General features: G+C 70.3%; 19 protein-coding genes. 10 read left to right on the forward strand and 9 right to left on the reverse strand.

Features of this window, described 5'->3' with window-relative positions:
- Position 1: 1 nt before the first annotated feature.
- Genes FHQ07_RS07850 through def form a run of 5 tightly spaced genes read right to left on the reverse strand, consistent with a single transcriptional unit; the run spans position 2 to position 5,449 of the window.
- Complete coding sequence (locus FHQ07_RS07850) at positions 2 to 1,012, reverse strand: glycosyltransferase family 2 protein (RefSeq protein ID WP_206202306.1); 1,011 nt, start codon at positions 1,010 to 1,012, stop codon at positions 2 to 4.
- Between the two features lie 35 nt (positions 1,013 to 1,047).
- Complete coding sequence (locus FHQ07_RS07855) at positions 1,048 to 2,712, reverse strand: ArnT family glycosyltransferase (RefSeq protein WP_425476898.1); 1,665 nt, start codon at positions 2,710 to 2,712, stop codon at positions 1,048 to 1,050.
- Positions 2,713 to 2,735: 23 nt separating this feature from the next.
- The gene (gene rsmB / locus FHQ07_RS07860; RefSeq protein ID WP_139716283.1) at positions 2,736 to 4,019 is read right to left on the reverse strand and encodes a 16S rRNA (cytosine(967)-C(5))-methyltransferase RsmB; all 1,284 of its coding nucleotides are present in this window, start codon (positions 4,017 to 4,019) and stop codon (positions 2,736 to 2,738) included.
- Complete coding sequence (gene fmt / locus FHQ07_RS07865; RefSeq protein WP_139716284.1) at positions 4,016 to 4,933, reverse strand: methionyl-tRNA formyltransferase; 918 nt, start codon at positions 4,931 to 4,933, stop codon at positions 4,016 to 4,018. The genes rsmB and fmt overlap by 4 nt, the downstream gene beginning before the upstream one ends.
- Positions 4,934 to 4,936: 3 nt before the next feature.
- A complete protein-coding gene (gene def, locus FHQ07_RS07870) occupies positions 4,937 to 5,449 on the reverse strand; it encodes a peptide deformylase (protein WP_139716285.1) in 513 nt (170 codons plus the stop codon).
- Positions 5,450 to 5,654: 205 nt separating this feature from the next.
- On the opposite strand from def, the gene FHQ07_RS07875 reads away from it, so the two are divergent.
- The 7 genes from FHQ07_RS07875 (at position 5,655) to FHQ07_RS07905 (ending at position 13,211) form a co-directional block, all read left to right on the forward strand.
- Positions 5,655 to 6,782 carry a LysM peptidoglycan-binding domain-containing protein gene (locus FHQ07_RS07875; protein WP_240703449.1) on the forward strand — a complete coding sequence of 376 codons (1,128 nt, stop codon included), beginning with the start codon at positions 5,655 to 5,657 and terminating at the stop codon, positions 6,780 to 6,782.
- Between the two features lie 86 nt (positions 6,783 to 6,868).
- Entirely contained in the window at positions 6,869 to 8,014 is a 1,146-nt protein-coding gene (gene dprA / locus FHQ07_RS07880) for a DNA-processing protein DprA (protein ID WP_139716286.1), read from the forward strand.
- Between the two features lie 61 nt (positions 8,015 to 8,075).
- On the forward strand, positions 8,076 to 8,567 hold the full coding sequence (locus tag FHQ07_RS07885; RefSeq protein WP_139716287.1) for a DUF494 family protein: 492 nt from the start codon (positions 8,076 to 8,078) through the stop codon (positions 8,565 to 8,567).
- Positions 8,568 to 8,725: 158 nt separating this feature from the next.
- Complete coding sequence (locus tag FHQ07_RS07890) at positions 8,726 to 11,266, forward strand: DNA topoisomerase I (RefSeq protein WP_139716288.1); 2,541 nt, start codon at positions 8,726 to 8,728, stop codon at positions 11,264 to 11,266.
- A 7-nt stretch (positions 11,267 to 11,273) separates the two neighbouring features.
- Positions 11,274 to 11,837: an L-threonylcarbamoyladenylate synthase type 1 TsaC gene (tsaC, locus tag FHQ07_RS07895; protein ID WP_139716289.1), complete on the forward strand. Its 564-nt coding sequence runs from the start codon at positions 11,274 to 11,276 to the stop codon at positions 11,835 to 11,837.
- Between the two features lie 44 nt (positions 11,838 to 11,881).
- Positions 11,882 to 12,547: a DUF4124 domain-containing protein gene (locus tag FHQ07_RS07900; protein ID WP_139716290.1), complete on the forward strand. Its 666-nt coding sequence runs from the start codon at positions 11,882 to 11,884 to the stop codon at positions 12,545 to 12,547.
- Complete coding sequence (locus FHQ07_RS07905; RefSeq protein WP_168191507.1) at positions 12,537 to 13,211, forward strand: hypothetical protein; 675 nt, start codon at positions 12,537 to 12,539, stop codon at positions 13,209 to 13,211. The genes FHQ07_RS07900 and FHQ07_RS07905 overlap by 11 nt, the downstream gene beginning before the upstream one ends.
- Here the strand turns inward: FHQ07_RS07905 and FHQ07_RS07910 are convergent.
- Positions 13,199 to 13,978: an SDR family oxidoreductase gene (locus FHQ07_RS07910; RefSeq protein WP_139716292.1), complete on the reverse strand. Its 780-nt coding sequence runs from the start codon at positions 13,976 to 13,978 to the stop codon at positions 13,199 to 13,201. The genes FHQ07_RS07905 and FHQ07_RS07910 overlap by 13 nt on opposite strands.
- A gap of 63 nt (positions 13,979 to 14,041) precedes the next feature.
- Here FHQ07_RS07910 and FHQ07_RS07915 point away from each other — a divergent pair, with 63 nt between their 5' ends.
- Complete coding sequence (locus FHQ07_RS07915; RefSeq protein WP_139716293.1) at positions 14,042 to 14,260, forward strand: hypothetical protein; 219 nt, start codon at positions 14,042 to 14,044, stop codon at positions 14,258 to 14,260.
- 125 nt (positions 14,261 to 14,385) lie between these two features.
- On the opposite strand, the gene sppA is transcribed toward FHQ07_RS07915, so the two are convergent.
- Positions 14,386 to 16,284 (reverse strand): signal peptide peptidase SppA, encoded by a 1,899-nt coding sequence (gene sppA, locus FHQ07_RS07920; RefSeq protein ID WP_139716294.1) that lies wholly within the window; start codon positions 16,282 to 16,284, stop codon positions 14,386 to 14,388.
- A 64-nt stretch (positions 16,285 to 16,348) separates the two neighbouring features.
- On the reverse strand, positions 16,349 to 17,755 hold the full coding sequence (locus FHQ07_RS07925; RefSeq protein ID WP_139716295.1) for an MATE family efflux transporter: 1,407 nt from the start codon (positions 17,753 to 17,755) through the stop codon (positions 16,349 to 16,351).
- A gap of 76 nt (positions 17,756 to 17,831) precedes the next feature.
- Between FHQ07_RS07925 and FHQ07_RS07930 the strand changes: the two genes are divergently transcribed.
- Both FHQ07_RS07930 and FHQ07_RS14380 read left to right on the forward strand, forming a co-directional pair.
- Positions 17,832 to 19,031, forward strand: coding sequence for a DUF3667 domain-containing protein (locus FHQ07_RS07930; protein WP_168191508.1), 1,200 nt, complete (start codon positions 17,832 to 17,834; stop codon positions 19,029 to 19,031).
- Positions 19,028 to 19,339: a DUF4286 family protein gene (locus FHQ07_RS14380; protein WP_168191509.1), complete on the forward strand. Its 312-nt coding sequence runs from the start codon at positions 19,028 to 19,030 to the stop codon at positions 19,337 to 19,339. The genes FHQ07_RS07930 and FHQ07_RS14380 overlap by 4 nt, the downstream gene beginning before the upstream one ends.
- Here the strand turns inward: FHQ07_RS14380 and FHQ07_RS07935 are convergent.
- Positions 19,336 to 20,652: a DUF3106 domain-containing protein gene (locus FHQ07_RS07935; protein ID WP_168191510.1), complete on the reverse strand. Its 1,317-nt coding sequence runs from the start codon at positions 20,650 to 20,652 to the stop codon at positions 19,336 to 19,338. The two genes, FHQ07_RS14380 and FHQ07_RS07935, sit on opposite strands and share 4 nt — an antisense overlap.
- Positions 20,653 to 20,788 lie beyond the last annotated feature (136 nt).

Raw genomic sequence — 20,788 nt, forward strand, 5'->3', positions numbered from 1 at the left:
CTCATTGCAGCCAGTTTTTCCGTGCAAGGCTGCGCCGCGCCCGCCACGCGCGCAACTGCCAGCCGCGCCGCCTGCAGGCATCGACCGCGCGGCCGATGCCGTCCGGGAAGATCGCCGCGATCGCGTTGCGGCATTCGTCGTCCAGCGCCGCGTCGCCGCGCGGCAGGCCGCGCGCCAGGTTGGCGAACGCACGCATGCAGAAATACTCCAGCGCCTCAGTCGCCCCTGCATCCAGGCCGCCCGGGATGGCGCTGAGCCCGCCACGCAATTCGCGCATGGATGCCAGCTGGTCGTGCACCTTGCGCGGGTTCATGGTCGCCAGGATGCTGTCGTCGCGTTGGCGGTATCCGACCCACGGGCGCGGCGCGTGGCACCACCGCTCGGTTGCCCCCACGAGGCGCGGGATCACCGCGACATCCTCGAAATAGCGCCCCTCCGGGAACGGCGCCTGCCGCCACGCCTCGCGGGTGGCGATCTTCGACCAGCTGTGCAGCTGCCTCGACTGCAGCATCCCTTCGACCAGCATGTGCCGGTCGGCCGAAAGTGCCGGCACGCCGCGCGGAAGCGAACGCCGGTGCGATTCGCCATGCAGGCGGTGGCGCCAGCGCGGGCGTTCCCGCAGCACGCGGAAATCGCAGAGCACCAGGTCGGGGGCATCGGCCTCGATGATCGCGCGCAACTCGGGGATCGCGCCGGGCAACAGCTCGTCGTCTGAATCGAGGAACCAGACGTAACGACCGCGCGCGGCATCGAGCAAGGAATTGCGCGCCGCCGACAACCCGCGGTTGCGCGCATGCGCGAGCGAGCGGATCGCATCGGGATACCGCGCCTGCAGGGCCGCCACGATCTCCCCGCAGCGATCCGGCGACGCGTCGTCCAGCAACACGATCTCGACGCCCGCATCGGCCTGCGCGCGCACCGACTCCACGCAGGCCTCCAGGTACCGTTCCACGGCATACACCGGAACCAGCACGCTCAGCCAGGGGCGGGCGTTTTCGCCACCGCTTTCCATCGATCCGCATCCATGCCTGACTGGAACGGCGGAGCCTAGCGACAGCCCCCTGAAGGCGAGATGTCCAGCAACCACCATCGCCTGCGGTTGGCATTGCCCATGTCGCGCGCGCGCGCCTGGTCCACGCATGCCGGCAAGGCTTCGCCTTCGACCAGCAGCCAGCGCGATGCCGGCGCCTGCCGCTGCCACGCCAGCGCATCGGCGAACTGCAGCTTCGGATCGCGCTTGAAGCCGAAATCCGCCGCCGGCCGATCGGCCATCAGCAACTGCTGTTCGCGCCAGCCCACCAGGCCGAGTTCGGCATCGGGGCCGATCGCGGCACCGACCTCGCGCATCAAGCCGCGCGACGACGAGCCGTCGTTGAGCAGCGGCGCGCCGACCAGCGAGTACAACACCCACAGCGTCGCCAGCATCGCCACCAGCGCCGCCTGCGCGCGACGGCGCCCGTACCACAGCAAGCCGCCGACGCCGACCGCGCCGGTCGCCACGAACATCGCGGCCAGGCCGTGCGCGACGCCGGCATCGCGGCCATCCATGAAACGGCGTTCGAAGCCGGGTTCGCCGAACAGCATCGCCAGACCCGCGCCCAGCAGCGCCATCGAGAACACCCCGACGAAGGCGAGCAGCAGCCGTTGCGCGTTCGGCTTGCGCAGGATCCCCGGCAACAGCGGCGCCAGCGCCAGGCACAGCATCGGCAGCGCCGGCAGGATGTACATGTCGCGCTTGCCGGACGGGATGCTGAAGAACACGAACACCAGCAGGATCCAGGCCAGCGGCAGCAGGAAGCGCGCATCGCGCCGCTGCAGGCGGCGCTTCCATGCCGGGATCGCCCACGGCAGCGCGAGCATCGTCGGCAACCACGCGGTCAATGCGACTTCGATGAAATACCAGGGCGGCTGGCCGTGGTGCCATGCATTCGCGTAGCGCGTCACCGTCTGCCGCAACAGGATGTCGTCGACGTAGGCGCGGTAGTCGGCGCCGCCGTTGCCGAGCGCGGCGACCAGCATCGGCACCAGCCACACGCCGCAGGCGGCAAGGAAGGCGAGCGGGCCGAGCCAGAACTTCGGGTTGCGCGCATGCAGGCGCACGCCGGGCCAGCCGCGCAGCGAGGCGGCCGCGACCGGCAGCAACGCGAAGAGCGCGATCACGCCGACGCCCTTACTGATCGTGCCCAGCCCCGCCGCGGCCCAGCCCAGCGCCCACATCCGCCAGTCCGGCCCGCGCAACGCATGGCGCAGCAGGCCGTAGCAGGACAGGGTGATCCAGAACACCACCAGCGGATCGATCTGCGCCTTCTTCGCCTGCCAGGTGAACTGGATCGTGAGCAATACCGCCCAGCCGGCATACAGGCCGATGCGCCGCGTCCACAACCGCGCGCCCAGGTCGGTGACGCACCACAACGTGCCCAGTGCGGCGAGCAGCGAGGGCAGCAGGAAGGCGATGCGCAGGTTGCCGGTCAGCCACAGGAACGCGGCCTGCAGCCACATGAACAACGGCGGCTTGTCCGAATACAGCTCGCTGCCGCGATGCGGGAACAGCCAGTCGCCGCTCTCCACCATCTGCTTCGCCACCAGCGCGAAGCGCGGCTCGTCCGCGGGCCACGGATCGCGCAGGCCAAGCCCGGCGCCGAGGATCAACAGCGCGAACAGCCAGAACAGCCAGGTGTCGCGGCGCGGCGTCGGCATCGGGGACGGGGTCATCGCGCGATCATAGCGACGCGCGGTTACGCCTTCCTCAACCGTGCGTAGAAAAACCCGTCCATGCCGCCTTCGCCCGGCAGCCGTTGCGTGCCGAAGCCGGTGTCGTGGCCGAACGTCGCATCCAGCGGTGCCAGCGCGGCATCCGGTGTGCGTGCCAGGAACGCTTCGACCTGCTCGGCGTTTTCCTCGCGCAGGATCGAGCAGGTCGCGTACAGCAGCGTCCCGCCCGCGGCGAGCAGCGGCCACGACGCGTCCAGCAGCATCGCCTGGGTGGCGACCAGCGCGGCGATGTCGGCCTCGCGCCGGTGCAGCAACACGTCCGGCTGCCGGCGCACGATGCCGGTGGCGCTGCAGGGCGCATCCAGCAGGATCGCGTCGAACGGCACGCCGTCCCACCATCCCGCGCTTTGCATGGCGTCGGCGCTGCGCGTTTCGATCGCCAGTTTCAGCCGCGCGAAGCCGTCCTGCATGCGCCGCACCCGGCGCGGATCGACGTCGAGCGCGGTGATGCGCAGCGACGGGTCGCGCTCGGCCAGGTGCGCGCTCTTGCCGCCCGGCGCCGCGCAGGCATCCAGCACCCGCGCGCGCGGCTTCGGCGCCAGCGCATCGGCCACGCGTTGCGCCGCGCCGTCCTGCACCGAGACCACGCCGTCGTCGAATCCCGGCAGCTGCTGCACCGGCTGCGAAGTGTCCAAGCGGATCGCGTCCGGCAGGTCTTCATCGACCGCCGCCGCGATGCCGGCTTCGTGCAGGCGCGCGAGGTAGCCGTCGCGAGTGGTCGCGCGCGCATGCACGCGCAACCACATCGGCGCCTCTTCCGCGCTGGCCTCGAAGATCGCGTCGGCCGATTGCGGCCAATCGGCGCGGATGCGGTGCGCCAGCCAGTCCGGCCACGCATCGCCGTGCGCCGCCGGCGGCAGGCCTTCGCGCTGCGCGCGGCGCAACACGGCATTGACCATCCCGGCCTGGTGCGGGCGCCGCAGCGCGCGCACGGCCTCCACGGTCGCGTCGAGGACCGCATGCCCCGGCATGCCCAGGGTCAGCTGGGCGAAACCGGCGTGCAGCAGCGCGCGCATTTCGTGGTCGCGCTGGCCCAGCGGCTTCGACAGCCATTGCGCCAGCGCGGCATCGAAGCGCGCGCGCTGGCGCAGGGCGGCGAACACGATGGCCTCGACCAGGGCGCGATCGCGCGGATCCGCCAGCGCCGGCAACGCGGTGCCCAGGCTTGCCTTCAGCGAGCGGCCCCGATGCAGCACGTCGTCCAGCACGCGGGCGGCGGCGACGCGCGTGGCGACGCCGGCGCTCATCGCGGCAAGTCGCGGCGTGCGTTCAGATAATCCGCGGCGGTGATCGCCTTGCCACCCTCGCGCTGCAGCACGCGGATGCGCAACACGCCTTCGCCGCAGGCGATGTCGATGCCGTCGCGGCCGGCGCGCAGCACGCTGCCCGGCACCGCGGCATGCGCTTCGTCGATGGCGACCGCGCCATGGATGCGCACGCGCTCGCCGGCCAGCTGCGCTTCCGCCACCGGCCACGGATTGAACGCGCGCACCTTGTTCGCCAGCGCGACCGCCGGCTGCATCCAGTCCAGCCTGGCCTCGGCCTTGTCGATCTTGTGCGCGTAGGTCACCCCCGCATCGGGCTGGGGGTGCGGCGGCAGGGCGATGGTCGCGCGCAGCAGGCCCAGCGCATCGGCCAGCACCTGCGCGCCGAGTGCGGACAGGCGGTCGTGCAGCTGGCCGCCGGTTTCGTCGGCACCGATTTCGAGCGCCTGCGCGAGCAGCACCGGACCGGTGTCCAGGCCCTTCTCCATCTGCATCAGGCAGACGCCGGTTTCGCTATCCCCGGCCTCGATCGCGCGCTGGATCGGCGCCGCGCCGCGCCAGCGCGGCAACAGCGAGGCGTGCACGTTCCAGCAGCCGTGCAGCGGGATGTCGAGCACCGACTGCGGCAGGATCAGGCCGTAGGCGACCACCACCATCAGGTCGGGTTTCAGCGCACGCAAGGCCCGCTTCGACAGCGCCGACTTGAAGTTCTCCGGCTGCAGCACCGGGATGCCGCGCTGCACCGCTTCCAGCTTGACCGGCGACGGGGTCAGCCCGCGGCCGCGGCCGGCTGGACGGTCCGGCTGGGTGTAGACGGCCACCACCTCGGCCTTGTTCGCCGCCGCGCGCAGGCAGGGCACGGCGAATTCCGGCGTGCCGGCGAAGACGATGCGCATCGGTCAGGCGGCGTGCTTGCGTGCCTTGGCCAGCTTCTTCTTGACCATCTCGCGCTTGAGCGGGCTCAGGTAGTCGACGAACAGCTTGCCGTCGAGGTGGTCCATCTCGTGCTGGATGCACACCGCCAGCACGCCGTCGGCCTCGATCGCGAACGGCTTGCCGTGGCGGTCCAGCGCCTGCACGCTGATCACGTCGCTGCGGGTCACGTCGGCGTAGATGCCGGGCACCGACAGGCAGCCTTCCTGGTACACCTGTTCGCCCTGGCGGGCGCCGATCTGCGGATTCACGAACACCAGCGGCCGGCTTTTGTCCTCGGTCACGTCTATCACCATGAACCGCTGGTGCACGTCGACCTGGCTGGCGGCCAGGCCGATGCCGGGGGCTTCGTACATGGTTTCGAACATGTCGTCGACCAACTGCTGGAACGACGGTTCGGCCAACCGGGCGGCATCGACCGGCACTGCCTTGGTGCGCAGGCGCGGGTCGGGGAATTCGAGGATCGGAAGCAGGGCCATGGCGGAAATCCGGGGGTGCGGTCGCCGCAATTGCGGCTACGGTCGCGATTGTAACGCGCCGAACCTTGATCCCCGCTTGCCAGCGATCCGGTTTTGTGGGCTATAGTGGCCCGGCTTCAGGGGGTTTTTTACCAAGGGGAGCGGGGAGATGGCCGCCATGCTTGAACGAGTTTCTAGGGCCGTGCGCCCCAACGTGTTGCGCACGATGTTCGCTACCGCACTGTTGACGGTGGCGACCTATGCCGTCGCGACGGAATTGCGCGGCGACCACCCGGACAGTTACGTGGTCAAGCGTGGCGACACGCTGTGGGACATCGCCGGCCGCTTCCTCAAGCGTCCGTGGCTGTGGCCGGAAATCTGGCAGGCCAACCCGCAGATCAAGAATCCGCACCTGATCTATCCGGGCGACGTCATCAGCCTGGCCTACCTCGACCGCGTCGGCCTGCAGGCCGGTCCGCGCATGGAAAGCCCGGTCAACGCGGTGCCGCTGGCCGAGGTCGAGCCGTTCCTGAAGGACCTGCGCGTCGTCGACAGCATCGACGACTTGCCCTATGTGGTCGGCCTCGAAGAAGACCGCCTGCGCAGCAGCCATGGCCAGGTCGCCTACGTGCGCGGACTGGACGGCATCGCCCCGGGCCAGCGCTACCTGGTGGTGCGCCCGGAGAAGCGTTACCGCTTCGTCGACCGTTCCGGCTACTGCTGCGACCTGTTCCAGAGCGAAGACCTCGACGATCGCGGCCGCCACATGCGCGAAGCCGGCACGATGTGGAGCAACTGGGTATTCCCGAGCAAGAACACCGAATTCCTCGGTTACGAGCTGATGACCCAATCCACCGGCACGGTGACCCGTGGCGAAGTGGCCGGCATCCAGGCCTCGACCCTGCTGCTCGACAGCGAAGGCCGCGAAGTCCGGGTCGGCGACCGCCTGATCCCGGTCGAGGCGCAGCCCTACGACCTGCAGTTCTTCCCGCACCCGCCCAAGCAGCAGCAGGAATACGGCCGCCTGCAGGTGATGGCGGTGTCGGACATGCTCACCAGCGGCGGCCCGCACGACGTGATCGCGATCTCCGGCGGTGCGGCGCAGGGCATCGACAACGGCACCGTGTTCTCGGTCTGGCGCCGCGGCAACTCGGTCACCGACCGGGTCAAGGACGGGCTGGATCGCGACGACGACGTGACCATGTTCGAGCAGAAGGTGCGCCTGCCCGACGAGTTCGCCGGCCATGCGATGGTGTTCCGCACCTTCGACAAGGTCAGCTATGCCCTGGTGATGAGCAGCGTCAAGCCGACCCGCGTCGGCTACGAACTGAAGCATCCGGACGCGCCCTATTGATCGAGGTGTCGATCGGGTAGTTTTCCGATGCCATGCCGCGACGGCGCCCGAGGGCGCCGTCGTCGTTTGCGGCCGATCCTGCATGGATGCCGGCATCGACAGCACAGCGCCACGACGAACAACACGCCTTGCTGCGCCTGCTCGCCAGCGGCGCCGCCGCCGGCGGACTGCGGCGCCTGCTCGACAGCCACGGCAGCGCGACTGCCGCGCTGGCGGCGGGCGCGCGGGATTGGGCCAGCCACGGCCTGGGTGCAGATGCCCGCGCCGCGATCCGCAATCCCGGCAGGGAGGCGATCGCGCGCGGCGAATGCTGGCTCGATGCCCCCGGCCGGCAGTTGATCGGCTGGCGCGATCCCGACTACCCGCCGCTGCTGCGCCGCATCTCCGGCCCGCCGGCGATGCTGTTCGTGGCCGGCGATGCCGGCCTGCTCTGGCGTCCGGCGGTGGCCGTGGTCGGCAGCCGCGCCGCGACGGCGGGGGGCTGCGCCAATGCCGCGAGCTTCGCCGCCGCCCTGGCGGCGGCAGGCCTGTGCGTGACCAGCGGGCTGGCGGCGGGCATCGATGCCGCCGCGCACAATGCCGCGCTCGACGCCGGCGGCGCCACCCTGGCGGTACTCGGCACCGGGCCGGACATCGCCTACCCGCCGCGGCATCGCCCGCTGCTGGAACGCATGGCGACCCACGGCGCCGTGGTCAGCGAGCACCTGCCCGGCACGCAGCCGCTGAAGCAGCATTTCCCCAGCCGCAACCGCATCCTGGCCGGGCTCAGCCTGGGCACGCTGGTGATCGAGGCCGCGGACCGCTCCGGCGCGCTGATCACCGCCAGGCTGGCGGCCGATGCCGGACGCGAGGTGTTCGCCCTGCCCGGCTCGATCCACAACCCGATGGCGCGCGGCTGCCACCGCCTGATCCGCGAAGGCGCCACCCTGGTCGAATCCGCGGACGAGGTGCTCGCGCTGCTCGGACCGCTCGCCGCCGATCTGGCACGGGCCTTGCGTGGCGAACTGGGCACCCCCATTGCTGGCGTCGAACCGATCCTCGAAACCACGCTCCCGTCCGATCCCGACTACAACCGCTTGTGGCAGGCATTGGGCCACGACCCAACCGGTATGGATGAACTGGTCGAACGCAGCGGATTGACGGCTGCCGCACTGTCCTCCATGCTGCTGGCGCTGGAGCTGGAAGGGCGGGTCGCGGCGGAACACGGCCGCTACTGCCGGATCGGGGTCTGAGTGCCCGGTTCAAGCCGGGTGTTTGCCTCCACACGCGCCGTTGCGGCGCAGGCCGAGGGCCATGAAAGAAAGCATCCTGGATGTCCTGCTGTACCTGTTCGAGCACTATTTCACCAACGACGCGGTCAGCGTCGACGGCGACGACCTCACCGCCCAGAACGGCCCGCTGATGGGCGAACTGACCGAAGCCGGGTTCTCCACCGCCGAAATCCGCCGCGCCTTCGACTGGCTGGACGCACTGGCCCGGCAGCGCCCGGCCCCCGGCCAACCGCGCAGCAATGGCCCCACCCGGGTATTCCACGGCGCCGAACTGGACAAGCTGGACACCGAATCGCGCGGGTTCCTGCTGTTCCTGGAGCAGCACGGCATCCTCGACGCCGACCAGCGCGAACTGGTGCTGGACCGGGCGATGGCGCTGGACCAGGAGGAACTGGACCTGGACGACCTGAAATGGGTCGTGTTGATGGTCCTGTTCAACCAACCCGGCGCCGAGGCGGCCTACGCCTGGATGGAGACCCAGATGTTCCTGGACGAGCCGGAGCCGGTGCACTGACCCGCGATTTCGGACCGCGGCGCTTGACAGCCCCGCCCCCGCCGTGATTCCACTGTAATAAGGAACAAGCCGAACGCCCGGGGCAGACCACCCCGGGCGTTGGCTTCTGCGGCCTTCCTCGACGCCGCCTTCACCGCACCACCGGAACCTGCACCGCCATGGCCAAGAACCTGCTCGTCGTCGAATCGCCCGCCAAGGCCAAGACGATCAACAAATACCTCGGCAAGGACTTCACCGTCCTCGCCAGCTACGGCCATGTGCGCGACCTGGTGCCGAAGGAGGGCGCGGTCGACCCCGCGGACCATTTCCGCATGCGCTACGACCTGATCGAGAAGAACGAGAAGCACGTCGACGCGATCGCCAAGGCCGCCAAGGCCGCCGACAACCTCTACCTCGCGACCGACCCGGACCGCGAAGGCGAGGCGATCAGCTGGCACATCGCCGAGATCCTGCGCGAGCGCAACCTGATCGGCGACAAGCCGCTGCACCGGGTGGTGTTCACCGAGATCACCCCGCGCGCGATCAAGGAGGCCATGGGCCACCCGCGCGCGATCGCCGCCGACCTGGTCGACGCGCAGCAGGCGCGGCGCGCGCTGGACTACCTGGTCGGCTTCAACCTGTCGCCGGTGCTGTGGCGGAAAGTCCAGCGCGGCCTGTCCGCGGGGCGCGTGCAGTCGCCGGCGCTGCGCATGATCGTCGAGCGCGAGGAGGAGATCGAAGCCTTCGTCGCCCGCGAATACTGGACGGTGGAGGCCGAAGTCGCGCATCCGTCGCAGGGCTTCACCGCCCGCCTGTCGAAGCTCGACGGCAAGAAGTTCGAACAGTTCACCATCACCAACGGCGACGATGCCGATGCCGCGCGCAGCCGCCTTGCCGCCGCCGCCCAGGGGTCGCTGCATGTCACCGATGTCGGCGCCAAGGAGCGCAAGCGCCGGCCCTCGCCGCCGTTCACCACCTCGACCCTGCAGCAGGAAGCCGCGCGCAAGCTGGGCTTCACCACCCGCAAGACCATGCAGGTCGCGCAGAAACTCTACGAAGGCGTGGCGATCGGCGAGGAAGGCACGGTCGGCCTGATCAGCTACATGCGCACCGACTCGGTCAACCTGTCCGCCGAGGCCCTGTCCGAGATCCGCGACGTGATCGCGCGCGACTACGGCACCGCGTCGCTGCCGGACAAGCCGAACGCCTACCAGACCAAGTCGAAGAACGCGCAGGAAGCGCACGAGGCGGTGCGCCCGACCTCCGCGTTGCGCACCCCGGCGCAGGTCGCGCGCTTCCTGAGCGAGGACGAGCGCAAGCTCTACGACCTGGTGTGGAAGCGCGCGGTCGCCAGCCAGATGATCCCGGCCACGCTCAACACGGTGACCGTGGAACTGGCCGCCGGCTCCGAGCACAGCTTCCGCGCCAGCGGCACCACCGTGGTGGTGTCCGGCTTCCTGGCCGTGTACGAGGAAGGCAAGGACAGCAAGAGCGCGGAGGACGAGGACGAAGGCCGCAAGCTGCCGCCGATGAAGCCCGGCGACCGCGTGCCGCTGGACCGCATCCACGCCGACCAGCACTTCACCCAGCCGCCGCCGCGCTTCACCGAGGCCGCGCTGGTCAAGGCGTTGGAGGAATACGGCATCGGCCGCCCGTCCACCTACGCCTCGATCATCCAGACCCTGCTGTTCCGCAAGTACGCGGAGATGGAAGGCCGCAGCTTCCGCCCCACCGACGTGGGCCGCGCGGTCTCCAACTTCCTCAGCTCGCACTTCACCCGCTACGTCGACTACGACTTCACCGCCAAGCTCGAGGACGAACTCGATGCGGTGGCCGCCGGCGAGGAGGAATGGATCCCGCTGATGGAGAAGTTCTGGGGGCCGTTCAAGGAGCTGGTCGACGAGAAGGCCGAATCGGTCGACCGCAGCGAAGCCACCGGCGCGCGCGAACTCGGCACCGACCCGAAGTCCGGCAAGCCGGTCAGCGTGCGCCTGGGCCGCTACGGACCGTACGCGCAGATCGGCGACAAGGACACCGACGAGAAGCTGGAGTTCGCCTCGCTGCGGCCCGGCCAGTCGATGCACACGATCACCCTGGAAGACGCGATCGAGCTGTTCAAGCTGCCGCGCAAGCTGGGCCAGCACGACGGCGAAGAGGTGAGCGTCGGCATCGGCCGCTTCGGCCCGTTCGCCAAGCGCGGCAGCACCTACGCCTCGCTGAAGAAGGAAGACGATCCGTACACCATCGACCTGGCGCGCGCGGTGTTCCTGATCGAGGAGAAGGAAGAGATCGCGCGCAACCGGGTCATCAAGGAATGGGCCGACAGCGACGTGCAGGTGCTGAACGGCCGCTTCGGCCCGTACATCAGCGACGGCAAGCTCAACGGCAAGATCCCGAAGGATCGCGAGCCGGCCTCGCTGACCCTCGAGGAAGTGCAGCTGCTGCTGGCCGAAACCGGCAAGCCGGCGCGCCGCGGCTTCGGTGCGAAGAAGGCGGCGGCGAAGAAGGCCGTGACGAAGAAGGCGCCTGCGGAGAAGAAGCCCGCGAAGAAGGCGGCGGCGAAGAAAGTCGCCAAGAAGGCCGCGAAGAAAGCCGTGGCGAAGAAGGCCTATGTGAGCCCGCACCCAGAGCCGGCCAAGCCCTTGCTGACCGCAGGCAAGGTCGAGGTGGGCAAGAAGCGCGTGATCAAGAAGCCCGCGCGCGAAGACGCGCCGTTCTGAGCCGGCGATGACCGCGCGCAGCAGCATCGCCGAAGCCGTCGCCGCGCTTCGCGCCGGCGGCGTGATCGCCTATCCGACCGAAGCGGTCTGGGGCCTGGGCTGCGAACCGCGCGACCAGGCCGCGACCCTGCGCCTGCTCGCGATCAAGCAACGCGAAGTCGAGAAGGGCCTGATCCTGATCGCCGCCGACGAAGCGCAGCTCGCGCCGTTCATCGACATGGCCGCGCTGGATGCGGCGCAACGCGACGCCGTGCGCGCCAGCTGGCCCGGGCCGCATACCTGGATCGTGCCGGCCTCCGCCCAGGCGCCGCGCTGGGTGACCGGCGCGCATGCGGGCATCGCGGTGCGGGTCAGCGCGCATCCCGCGGTGGTCGCGCTGTGCGATGCCTACGGCGGCGCCTTGGTCTCGACCAGCGCCAACCGCGCCGGCGAACCCGCCGCGCATGCGATCGGCCAGCTCGACCCGCGCGTCGTCCAGGCCGTGGATGCCGTGCTGCAGGGCGAAACCGGCGGCCTGCTGCGTCCTACCGAGATCCGCGACGCGCGCACCGGCGCGGCCCTGCGCCTCTGAACCCGCGCACTTGCGATTCAGCCGCGCGCGCGCAAGATGCGCGCATGACGCGGATCCTCGCCATCGCCTTGTTGCTCTGCGCGGCCTTCGCCGCGGCTGCGCAAAGCAGCGGCGAAGTGCGCATCTACCGCTGCACCGACGCCGCCGGCAAGCAGGCCCTGCGCGATACGCCCTGCCCCAAGGGCCAGTCGCAGCAGGCGCGCGACATGCTGCGGCCGAAGGACGCGCCGGCAACCGCCCGCCCGGCCGCGCCCGCCGCGGCGCCGGCCCCGCCGCCAGCGCCCACGCAGGTGGTCTACCTGGCGCCGCCGCGGGCGATGTACGAATGCGTGACCCACGAAGGCAGGCGCTACACCAGCGAAAACGGCGACGGCAATCCGCGCTGGGTGCCGCTGTGGACGCTGGGCTATCCGGCCGTGCGCCCGCGCACCTCGCTTGGAAGCAATATCGGCGGCCGCGAGCCTCGGCCGGACCAACCGATGCGCCCACCCATGCGCGACATCCGCTGGCCAGTGGCGACCGGCGGTGGCAGCTGGATCCGCGACGACTGCGCGATGTTGCCGCCAGCCGAAGCCTGCGCACGCCTGCGCGACCGTCGCGACGAGATCCGCACCCGTTTCTTCAACGCGATGCCGTCCGAGCGCGATGCGTTGCGAGTGGAGGAACGCGGCATCAACGCCCGCCTCGACAACGACTGCGGTGGCCGCTGACATGCGCCGGGCCTGCATCATCGCGAGCGTGTTCGCGCTGCTGGCGGCGCTGGCGCCGCCCGCCGCACCCGCGCAGGAAACGGTGTTCTACAAATGCACCGACGCCAAGGGCAATACCTCGCTGCAGAACGGCACGCCTTGCGCGCCCGGGATGAAGCAGGAAATCAGGCGGATCGGCTCGGTGCGCACGGTGCCGGTGCCGGCCGCCAAGCCGAAGGCGGAAGCGCCGGCGACTGCGCCCGTGTATGGCGACTTCGTGATGGTCAGCGGCCCGAACATGAAGCGCAAACCGGCGCCGGAAGCCGCCGGACTGCCGCCGCCGCCGGCGCTGTACCAGTGCACGACCTGGGAAGGCGACGACTACCTCGGTGAAACCGCCACCCCCGAGGCGCGCTGCGCGCCGCTGCAGGTGACCGGCATCGACGGCAGCGCCAACCTCGGTGCCGGCAGCGCCTGCGAGATGCGGGAAGACACGTGCACGGCGATCCCCGCCGAAGGCCTGTGCGAGGCCTGGCTGCGGCGGCTGGACGATGCCGATTTCAAGCTGAAGTACGCCAGCAACGACACCCGCGGCGAACGCCAGGCGACGTTCGATGCGATCGACGCGAAGGTGAAGGCGAGCAGTTGTTCGCCGGTGGCGCCGGCACCGGCTCAGAAGCCGTAACGCAAGAATCCGCCGTCCACCGCGAGGCATTCGCCGGTGATGTAGCTGGCCGCCGGCAGGCACAGGAACGCGACCGCCGCCGCCACTTCCTCCGGCTCGCCGATGCGGCCGAGCGGCGTGCGCAGCAACACCTCGTCGAGGTAGTCGGGATCGGACAGCTTGCCGCTGGTACGCCGCGTGCGGATGTACCACGGCGCGACGCTGTTCACCCGCACGCCGTCCTCGGCCCATTCCACCGCGAGGTTGCGGGTCATCTGGTGCAGCGCCGCCTTGCTCATGCCGTAGGGCGCGCCGCTGCGCACGTGGGTTTCGCCGGAGACGCTGCCGATGTTCACGATCGCCGATGCGGCGTGCTTGGCCAGCAGCGGATGCGCGCCGCGGCACAGCTCGAACGCGGAAAAGAGATTGGTCTCGAAGATCCCGCGCCACTGGTCCTCGCCGTAGTCCAGCGCCGGGCGGGTGAGGTTGCCGCCGGCGTTGTTGACCAGGATGTGCAGCCCGCCGTGGTCGGCCGCCCAGTCGAGGATCTCGTTGCGCTGCTCCTCGTCGGTGACGTCCGCCGCCAGCGCCAGCACCGCATCCTCGGGGCCGGGGAATTCGTCCTCGAGGTCGGCGCGCGCGCGCTCCAGCAAGGCCGCATCGCGCGCGACCATCAACACCTGCGCGCCGAAACCCAGCAGTTCGCGGCAGATCGCCAATCCGATCCCGGCGCTGGCGCCGGTCACCAGCGCGCGTTGTCCGTCCAGCGTCCAGCGTTGCGATGCCATGCGCGGCTCCGATCCGTCATCCCGGGCGTAGGATAGGGCACGCCCGCACCGCCGGAGACCGCCATGCGCATCGCATCGCCCCTCGCCTGCCTGCTCGTCCTCGCGTTGGCGGGATGTTCGCCGCCGAAACCGCCGGAAGAGGAACGCCGGCCCGATCCGCAAGCGAAGCCGGCGATCGTCGCCCAGGCCGATGCCTACAAGGATGCCGCGCGCGCCGCGGTGGCCAATAGCGAGCAGGCGGCGGCGAAGGAAAAGGCGGCGCTCGACGCCGCCGCCCGGTGAATCGCTAGTCCGCGGCCTTCGGATAGGCCAGCAGGATCACCAGATCCTCGTCGCCGGCCTGCTGCAGCGCATCGGCGCTGGTCAACGGCGAACGCCTCGACGTCCGCCGCTGAGCGGCCGCGGCCTTACTGCGCGCTGCAGAAGCAGTGCGCCAGCGGGGTCACCCGCACGCTGCCGCGCTGCTTGAGCGCGTTCTCGACGAAACGCAGCGGCGTAGCGGCCTGGCTGGTCACGTGCTGCAGCAACAGGGCCTCGCCGATCCCGGAGGCGCGCAGCAGGCCAAGGCCGGCATGGCTGCTGACCAGGCCGCCGAACCACTGCTCGAACGGCTTCGCCGATTCCTCGATGTAGCGGGTCTGCCATGTTTCCGGCTTGCCGAGCTTGGCGCGCGCGGCGGCATCGGCGACCGCGGCCTCGACGCCGCCGAAGGCATCCACCAAGCCACGTTCCTTCGCCTGTTCGCCGCTCCACACCCGGCCGCGCGCGACCGCATCGACCTGCTCCACGCTGCGCCCGCGCGCCTGCGCGACCTTGCCGGTGAAATCGCGGTAACCCTTGTCGATCACCGACTGCACGATCGCGCCCACGCCCGGGTCCAGCGCGCGGGTCACGTCGAACGCGCCGGCATATTTGGTGGTGCCGACGCCGTCGGTATGCACGCCGATCTTGTCCAGCGCGCGGTCGGCGGTGGGGAACAGGCCGAAGATGCCGATCGAACCGGTGATGGTCGAGGGATCGGCGTAGATGCGGTCGGCGTTCATGCTGATCCAGTAGCCGCCGGAGGCCGCCACGTCGCCCATCGAGACCACCACCGGCTTGCCCGCTTCCTTCAGCGCGGCGACTTCGCGGCGGATCTGCTCGGAAGCGAACACTTCGCCGCCCGGCGAATTCACCCGCAGCACCAGCGCCTTCACGTTGTCGTCATCGCGCGCGCTGCGCAACAGCGCCGCCGTGGATTCGCCGCCAACCTGGCCGGGCGGCAGATCGCCGCCGGCGATCTCGCCCTCGGCCACCACCACCGCCACCTGCGGGCGCATGTCGGCCGGCGCCAGCGCGCCGTCGAGGTGCTGCGTGTAGGTGTCGAGGTCGACCTGGCGGAAACCGCCCTCGGCGGTGTCGTCGGCCTCGCCGCCCTCGGCCAGCAGGTCCTCGACCTCCTCGCGGGTCTTCAGGCCATCCACCAGCTTCTGCTGCAACGCCATCTGCGCAAGGTCGCCCTTGGCGCCGGCGACCTGCTCGGCCATCGCGTCGATGTTCGCCGCCAGCGCGGCCGGCTGCAGCCCGCGCGCCTTGCCGATGTCGGCGAGCATGCGCTGCCACACGTCGTTCATCCAGAACAGGTCGGCTTCCTTCGACTCCGGCGAAGCGGCATCGAGGATGTACGGCTCGGCCGCCGACTTGTACTCGCCGACCTTGAACAGGTGCATGTCCACGCCGAGCTTGTCCTGCAGGCCCTGGCGGAAGTACTGGCGGTAGCCGGCCAGGCCTTCCAGCATCACCCCGCCCTGCGACATCGGGTCGAGATAGACCTTGTTCGCCTGCGCCGCGAGCAGGTACTGGCCCTGGCTGAAGTTCTCGCCATAGGCGACCACCTGCTTGCCGGCGGCCTTGACCTTGGCGATCGCCGCGGCGACGTCGCGCAGCGAGGCGAAGCCGCTCGGCTGCAGTTCGTCGAGGTGCAGCACCACGCGGTCGATGCGTTTGTCGGTGCGCGCCGCATCCAGCGCGCGCAGCACGTCGCGCAGGCGGATCTCGCGGCAGTCCTCGCCGTTGGTCGCGCGCGCGAACGCGCGGCTGACCGGATCGCAGCTGTACTGCTCGACCAGCCGGCCCTCGGGCTCGATCACCAGGGTCGAGCGCTCCGCCAGCGGCGCCAGCTTGCCGCCGCCGAACATCGCCGCCAGCAGCACGAACACCACCAGCAGGAACAGCAGGTTGAACACCAGCCGACGGCTGAAATTGACCGCGTCCCACAGGCCGATGAAAAGACGGGCGATGGGGCCGCGGCTGCGCGGTTGGTTCATTGCGTGCTCCGGGAAAAACCAGTGTTGCGTATGGACGACATGCTATCGATACGGCGTGAAAAGCTCATGCGGCATCGGTCACGGTGACCGATGGCCCGGCTTCGACCGGTGCCGCCTGCACGATGGGGACGCTGCGGCTGCTGCGCAAGAAGCGCCGGCACAGCAGGAAGGCGGCGACCGACAGCCCGGCGGTCAGGCCCAGCCACATGCCCTTCGGCCCCCAGCCCAGCGCCAGCCCCAGCCCGGCGCCGACCGGCATGCCGATGCCCCAGTAGGCCAGCGCCGCCAGCCACATCGGCACCCGGGTGTCGTTGAGCCCGCGCAGGGCACCTGCGGACAGCACCTGCACGCCGTCCGGGAACTGGAACAGCGCGGCATACAGCAACAACGAGGCCGCCAGCGCGCCGACCACCGCGTCGCCGGTGTACATGGCGACGATGGCGTGGTTGCCGAACAGCATGACCAGCGCGGACAGCGCCTGCGTGCCCAGCACCAGCGCCAACCCGGCGAAATAGGCGCGGCGGATGCCGTCGCGGTCGCCGCGTCCCAGCGCATGGCCCACGCGCACCGTGGTCGCCTCGGCCACCCCGAACGGGATCATGAAGCACAGCGTGGCCACGTTGATCGCCACCTGGTGGGCCGCCACCGACACGTCGCCCAGCCGCCCGATCAGCAGGGTGGTGACGATGAACAGGCTGCCTTCCATGGTGATGGTGACGCCGATCGGCAGGCCGCGACCGAGCAGGCCGCGGATCGTCGCCCACTGCGGCCGTTCCCACTGCGCGTACAGGCGCAGGTCGGCGAAGCGCGGCGCCAGCCGCAGGTACAGCGCGAACGCCAGCAACTGCGCCCAGAACATCGCCGCAGACGCCCAGCCGAGGCCTGCCGCGCCCATCGCCGGCAGGCCGAACAGGCCATTGGTCAACACGTAACCCGCCGGCGCCAGCAACAGCAGGCCGCCGAAGCCGATCAGCATCGTCGGCAGCGACCAGTGCAGGCCATCGCTGAGGTAGCGCATGCACAGGTACAGGGTGAACGCGGGGATGCCCCAGCGGATCGCATGCAGGAAGTCGGTGGCGCCGGGAATGATGTCGGGCGCGATGCCCATCGGTGCGAGCATCCACGGCAGCACCGTGATCAGCGCGAACAGCAACGCGCCCAGCCCGACCGCCAGCCACAGCGACTGCCGCCACAGCGGGCCGATCTGGTCGCGCCGGCGCGCGCCGTCGAGTTGCGACACCGACGGCGGCAAGGCCATCAGCGTGCCCATCGGCAGCATCATCGGCAGCCAGAACAGCGCGGTGCCGACCGCCACCGCCGCCAGCGTGGTGGTGCCATGGCGACCGGCGACCACGGTGTCGACGAAACCGACCAGGCCATGCGACAGGTGGCCCGCCGCCAATGGCGCGGCCAGGCGCGCGCTATGGCGCACCTCGTCGGCGAAGCGTGGCGTGGCGGCGTTGGAGGTCATGCGAAAAATCGGCAGGCGCGCAAGCTGGCGCGGATGCGCGCGGGCTGCCATCTTAACGGCCAAGGGAGCGATGCCGATGAACACGACCACCACTGACGCCCACGCCGCGGCGAACGCGGAATCCGCCGCGAATGCCACGCCGCAGGCCGCCTGCCGCAACTGCGGCGCGGCGCTGCTCGGCGACCACTGCTACGCCTGCGGGCAACCGGTGAAGGGGCTGGTGCGCCCGCTCGGCAACCTGTTCGGCGACCTGCTCGACAGCGTGTTCAACGTCGACACCCGCATCCTGCGCACCATCCCGCCGCTGTTCGCCAAGCCCGGCTTCCTCAGCACCGAATACTTCGCCGGCCGCCAGGTGCGCTACGTCACCCCGGTGCGGCTGTTCTTCTTCCTCTGCATCGCCGCGTTCTTCTTCGCCCAGCTGAGTTTCCAAATCGACCCGGACACGATCGACGTGGACGGCAAGGGCAACAGCAGCGATATCCGCGGCGCGACCACCGTGGCGGAGGTCGAGAAACGCCGCGATGCCGCACTCGCAGGCTTCGCGGAAGCGAAACAAAACATGGCCGACACGCCCGCCGCCAGCGGCATCCCCGGCATCGAAGCCGGCGAGCAGAAGGTGCGCGAGGAAGCCGCCGCGCGGATCAAGCAGCTGCAGGACGCGCAGGCCAAGGGCGAGCCGGTGCCGGAAGCGGAGCCGGACGAGAACAAGCTCAACCTCAGCATCAACGGCAAGCGCTGGGATCCGAAGAAGAACCCGATCGACAAGGCGTGGCTGCCTGCCTTCGCCAACCGCTGGCTCAACGACCAGATCGTGCGCGGCAACCGCAACATCGAACGGCTGAAGCAGGACCCGTCCGCGTTCAAGGACGCGGTGCTGAGCGCGGTGCCGACCACCCTGTTCGTGCTGGTGCCGATCTTCGCGCTGATGCTGAAGCTGGCCTACCTGTTCAAGCGCCGGCTGTACATGGAACACGTGGTGGTGGCCCTGCACAGCCACGCCTTCCTGTGCCTGGACCTGTTGCTGGTGCTGCTGGTGCGCGCGCTGGAGCAGTGGCTGGCGCCGAACGGCGGCGCGCTTGCCGGCCTGTTCGGCTGGGTCGAGGGCCTGCTGCTCGCGTGGATGCCGGTCTACCTGCTGATCATGCAGAAGCGCGTCTACGCGCAGGGCTGGCCTATGACGCTGCTGAAATACTGCATGCTGGGCTTCTGCTACACGATCCTGCTCAGCTTCGCGATCTTCGCGAGCATGGCGATCGGCCTGGTGGCGATGTGAGCGAGGTGATTTACGAGGTCAACATCGACCTCGATGCGGCGATCGAGGCCGAGTATCGCGCGTGGTTGCGCGCGCACGTCGAGGAAATCCTCGCCTTGCCCGGCTTCATCGACGCGCGCCTGTCCGACGTGGTCGATCCGCCGCCCGCGCCCGGCCGCGTCGCGATCTGCACGCACTACCGCCTGCGCGACCAGGCCGCGCTGCAGGACTACTTCGAGCGGCATGCGCCGCGCCTGCGCGGCGATGGCATCGCGCGCTTCGGTGGCAGGTTCGTGGCGACGCGGCGGATACTCGGCCCGCGCGCCTAGCGCTGCAACCGCGCCTGCAGCCAGCTGCCGCGCCGTTCCCTCGCCTGCGCCAGCAGCTCGCGGCGCAAGGCCGCGCGGTCTTCCGGCGCGGTGCTCTGCGCCAGCCGTTCCAGCGCGACGATGTCGTCCGGGCTCGCCTCGCGCAGCAACTGCAGCAACCGCGCGCGATCGCCTTCATCGACGAAGGCGAACAGCGCGGCCACGCGCGGCCAGTCGCGCCCCAGCCGCGGGCCCAGCCACCAGCCCGCGCGCGCATCGGAGCCCTGCGCATCGAAGCGGGTGCGCAATGCCTGCCGTTCGTCCGCCGGCAACTGCCCGAACCGCTGCGCGATGCCGCGCAACTGCACGCGTTCGCCCGCATCCAGTGCGCGCCATGCCTGCCAATGGCCGCGGCGCAGGCCGCGCAGGCGTGGCGGCAATGCGTTCCAGCGCCGCGCGCCGCTTGCCAGCGCGGCGGTTTCGTCGGCCGCCGCAATGCTAGCGGCTTGCGCCGGCGCGGTTGCGATCGGCAACGGCACCGCGTCCGCGGCGGCGGGGTCGGACGCATTCGCCAGCCAGGCCAACAGCGCCAGCTCGTCGGCATACGCCGCTTCGCGCGGCGCGGCGAGCTGTTCGCGATCCGGATGCAGGGCGAGGTCGCCGGCATCGAAACGGGCCTTCGGCGCCGCCGCTGGCGGCAACGGCTCGCGCTTGATCGTCGCGAGCCATTGCGAAATCGCCTCGCGCCCGGCCGGATGGATGAAGAATGCGGCGGCGAAGGCGAGCACGCAGGTGCCGACGCCCAGCCACAGCCAGCGCACGCCATGGGTCGCGCCGGGTTCGGTCCGGGGCTGCACCGGCGTGCCGGCGGGGGCGGACGCCGCCTTCTCGACCAGCGGCGGCAATTCCGGCACGCGCTCGAGTTCGCGCTGGGCCGCCGCGCGCCATGCACGCCAGACATCGACATCCGGTTGGCCTAGCGCATTGCGCGGCAGGCTGTCGCGGATGCTGTCCTGGTAGGCCGCTGCCGACAGCCCCAGCGCCGCCGCCGCGACATCGTCCTCCAGCCCCGCGACCAGGTGCAGCAATACCGCCGCGCGCCGCTCCGGCGCCAGCCGGGCGATGCCGGGCAACAGCGCGTTCGGCTCCGTCTTCGCCGCGTGGCGCAGCGAAGGCGTGGCCAGCAACAGGCGCCAGTATTGCTGCGGCCATTGCGCCAGCGGCCACTGCCCGGCCTCGGCGGCGAAGACCCGCGCCACTGCCGCCAGCGCGCGCGCGCCGCGCGCCTGGTCGCCCGCCTGCACGGCGGCGAACAGGCGGGCGCGCTTGTCCAAGCCGCGCAGGAACGCGGCGACGGCTGCCGGAGACGGCGGAGCGGGAACGGGGGTCATTGCGGGCGTGGCTGCACAGCGCAATCTTAGCCGCGCCAGCCGACAGTGACCGACGAAACGAACGCTTGACAGCCCGCGA

This window comes from Thermomonas aquatica, assembly GCF_006337105.1.
Lineage (GTDB): Bacteria > Pseudomonadota > Gammaproteobacteria > Xanthomonadales > Xanthomonadaceae > Thermomonas > Thermomonas aquatica.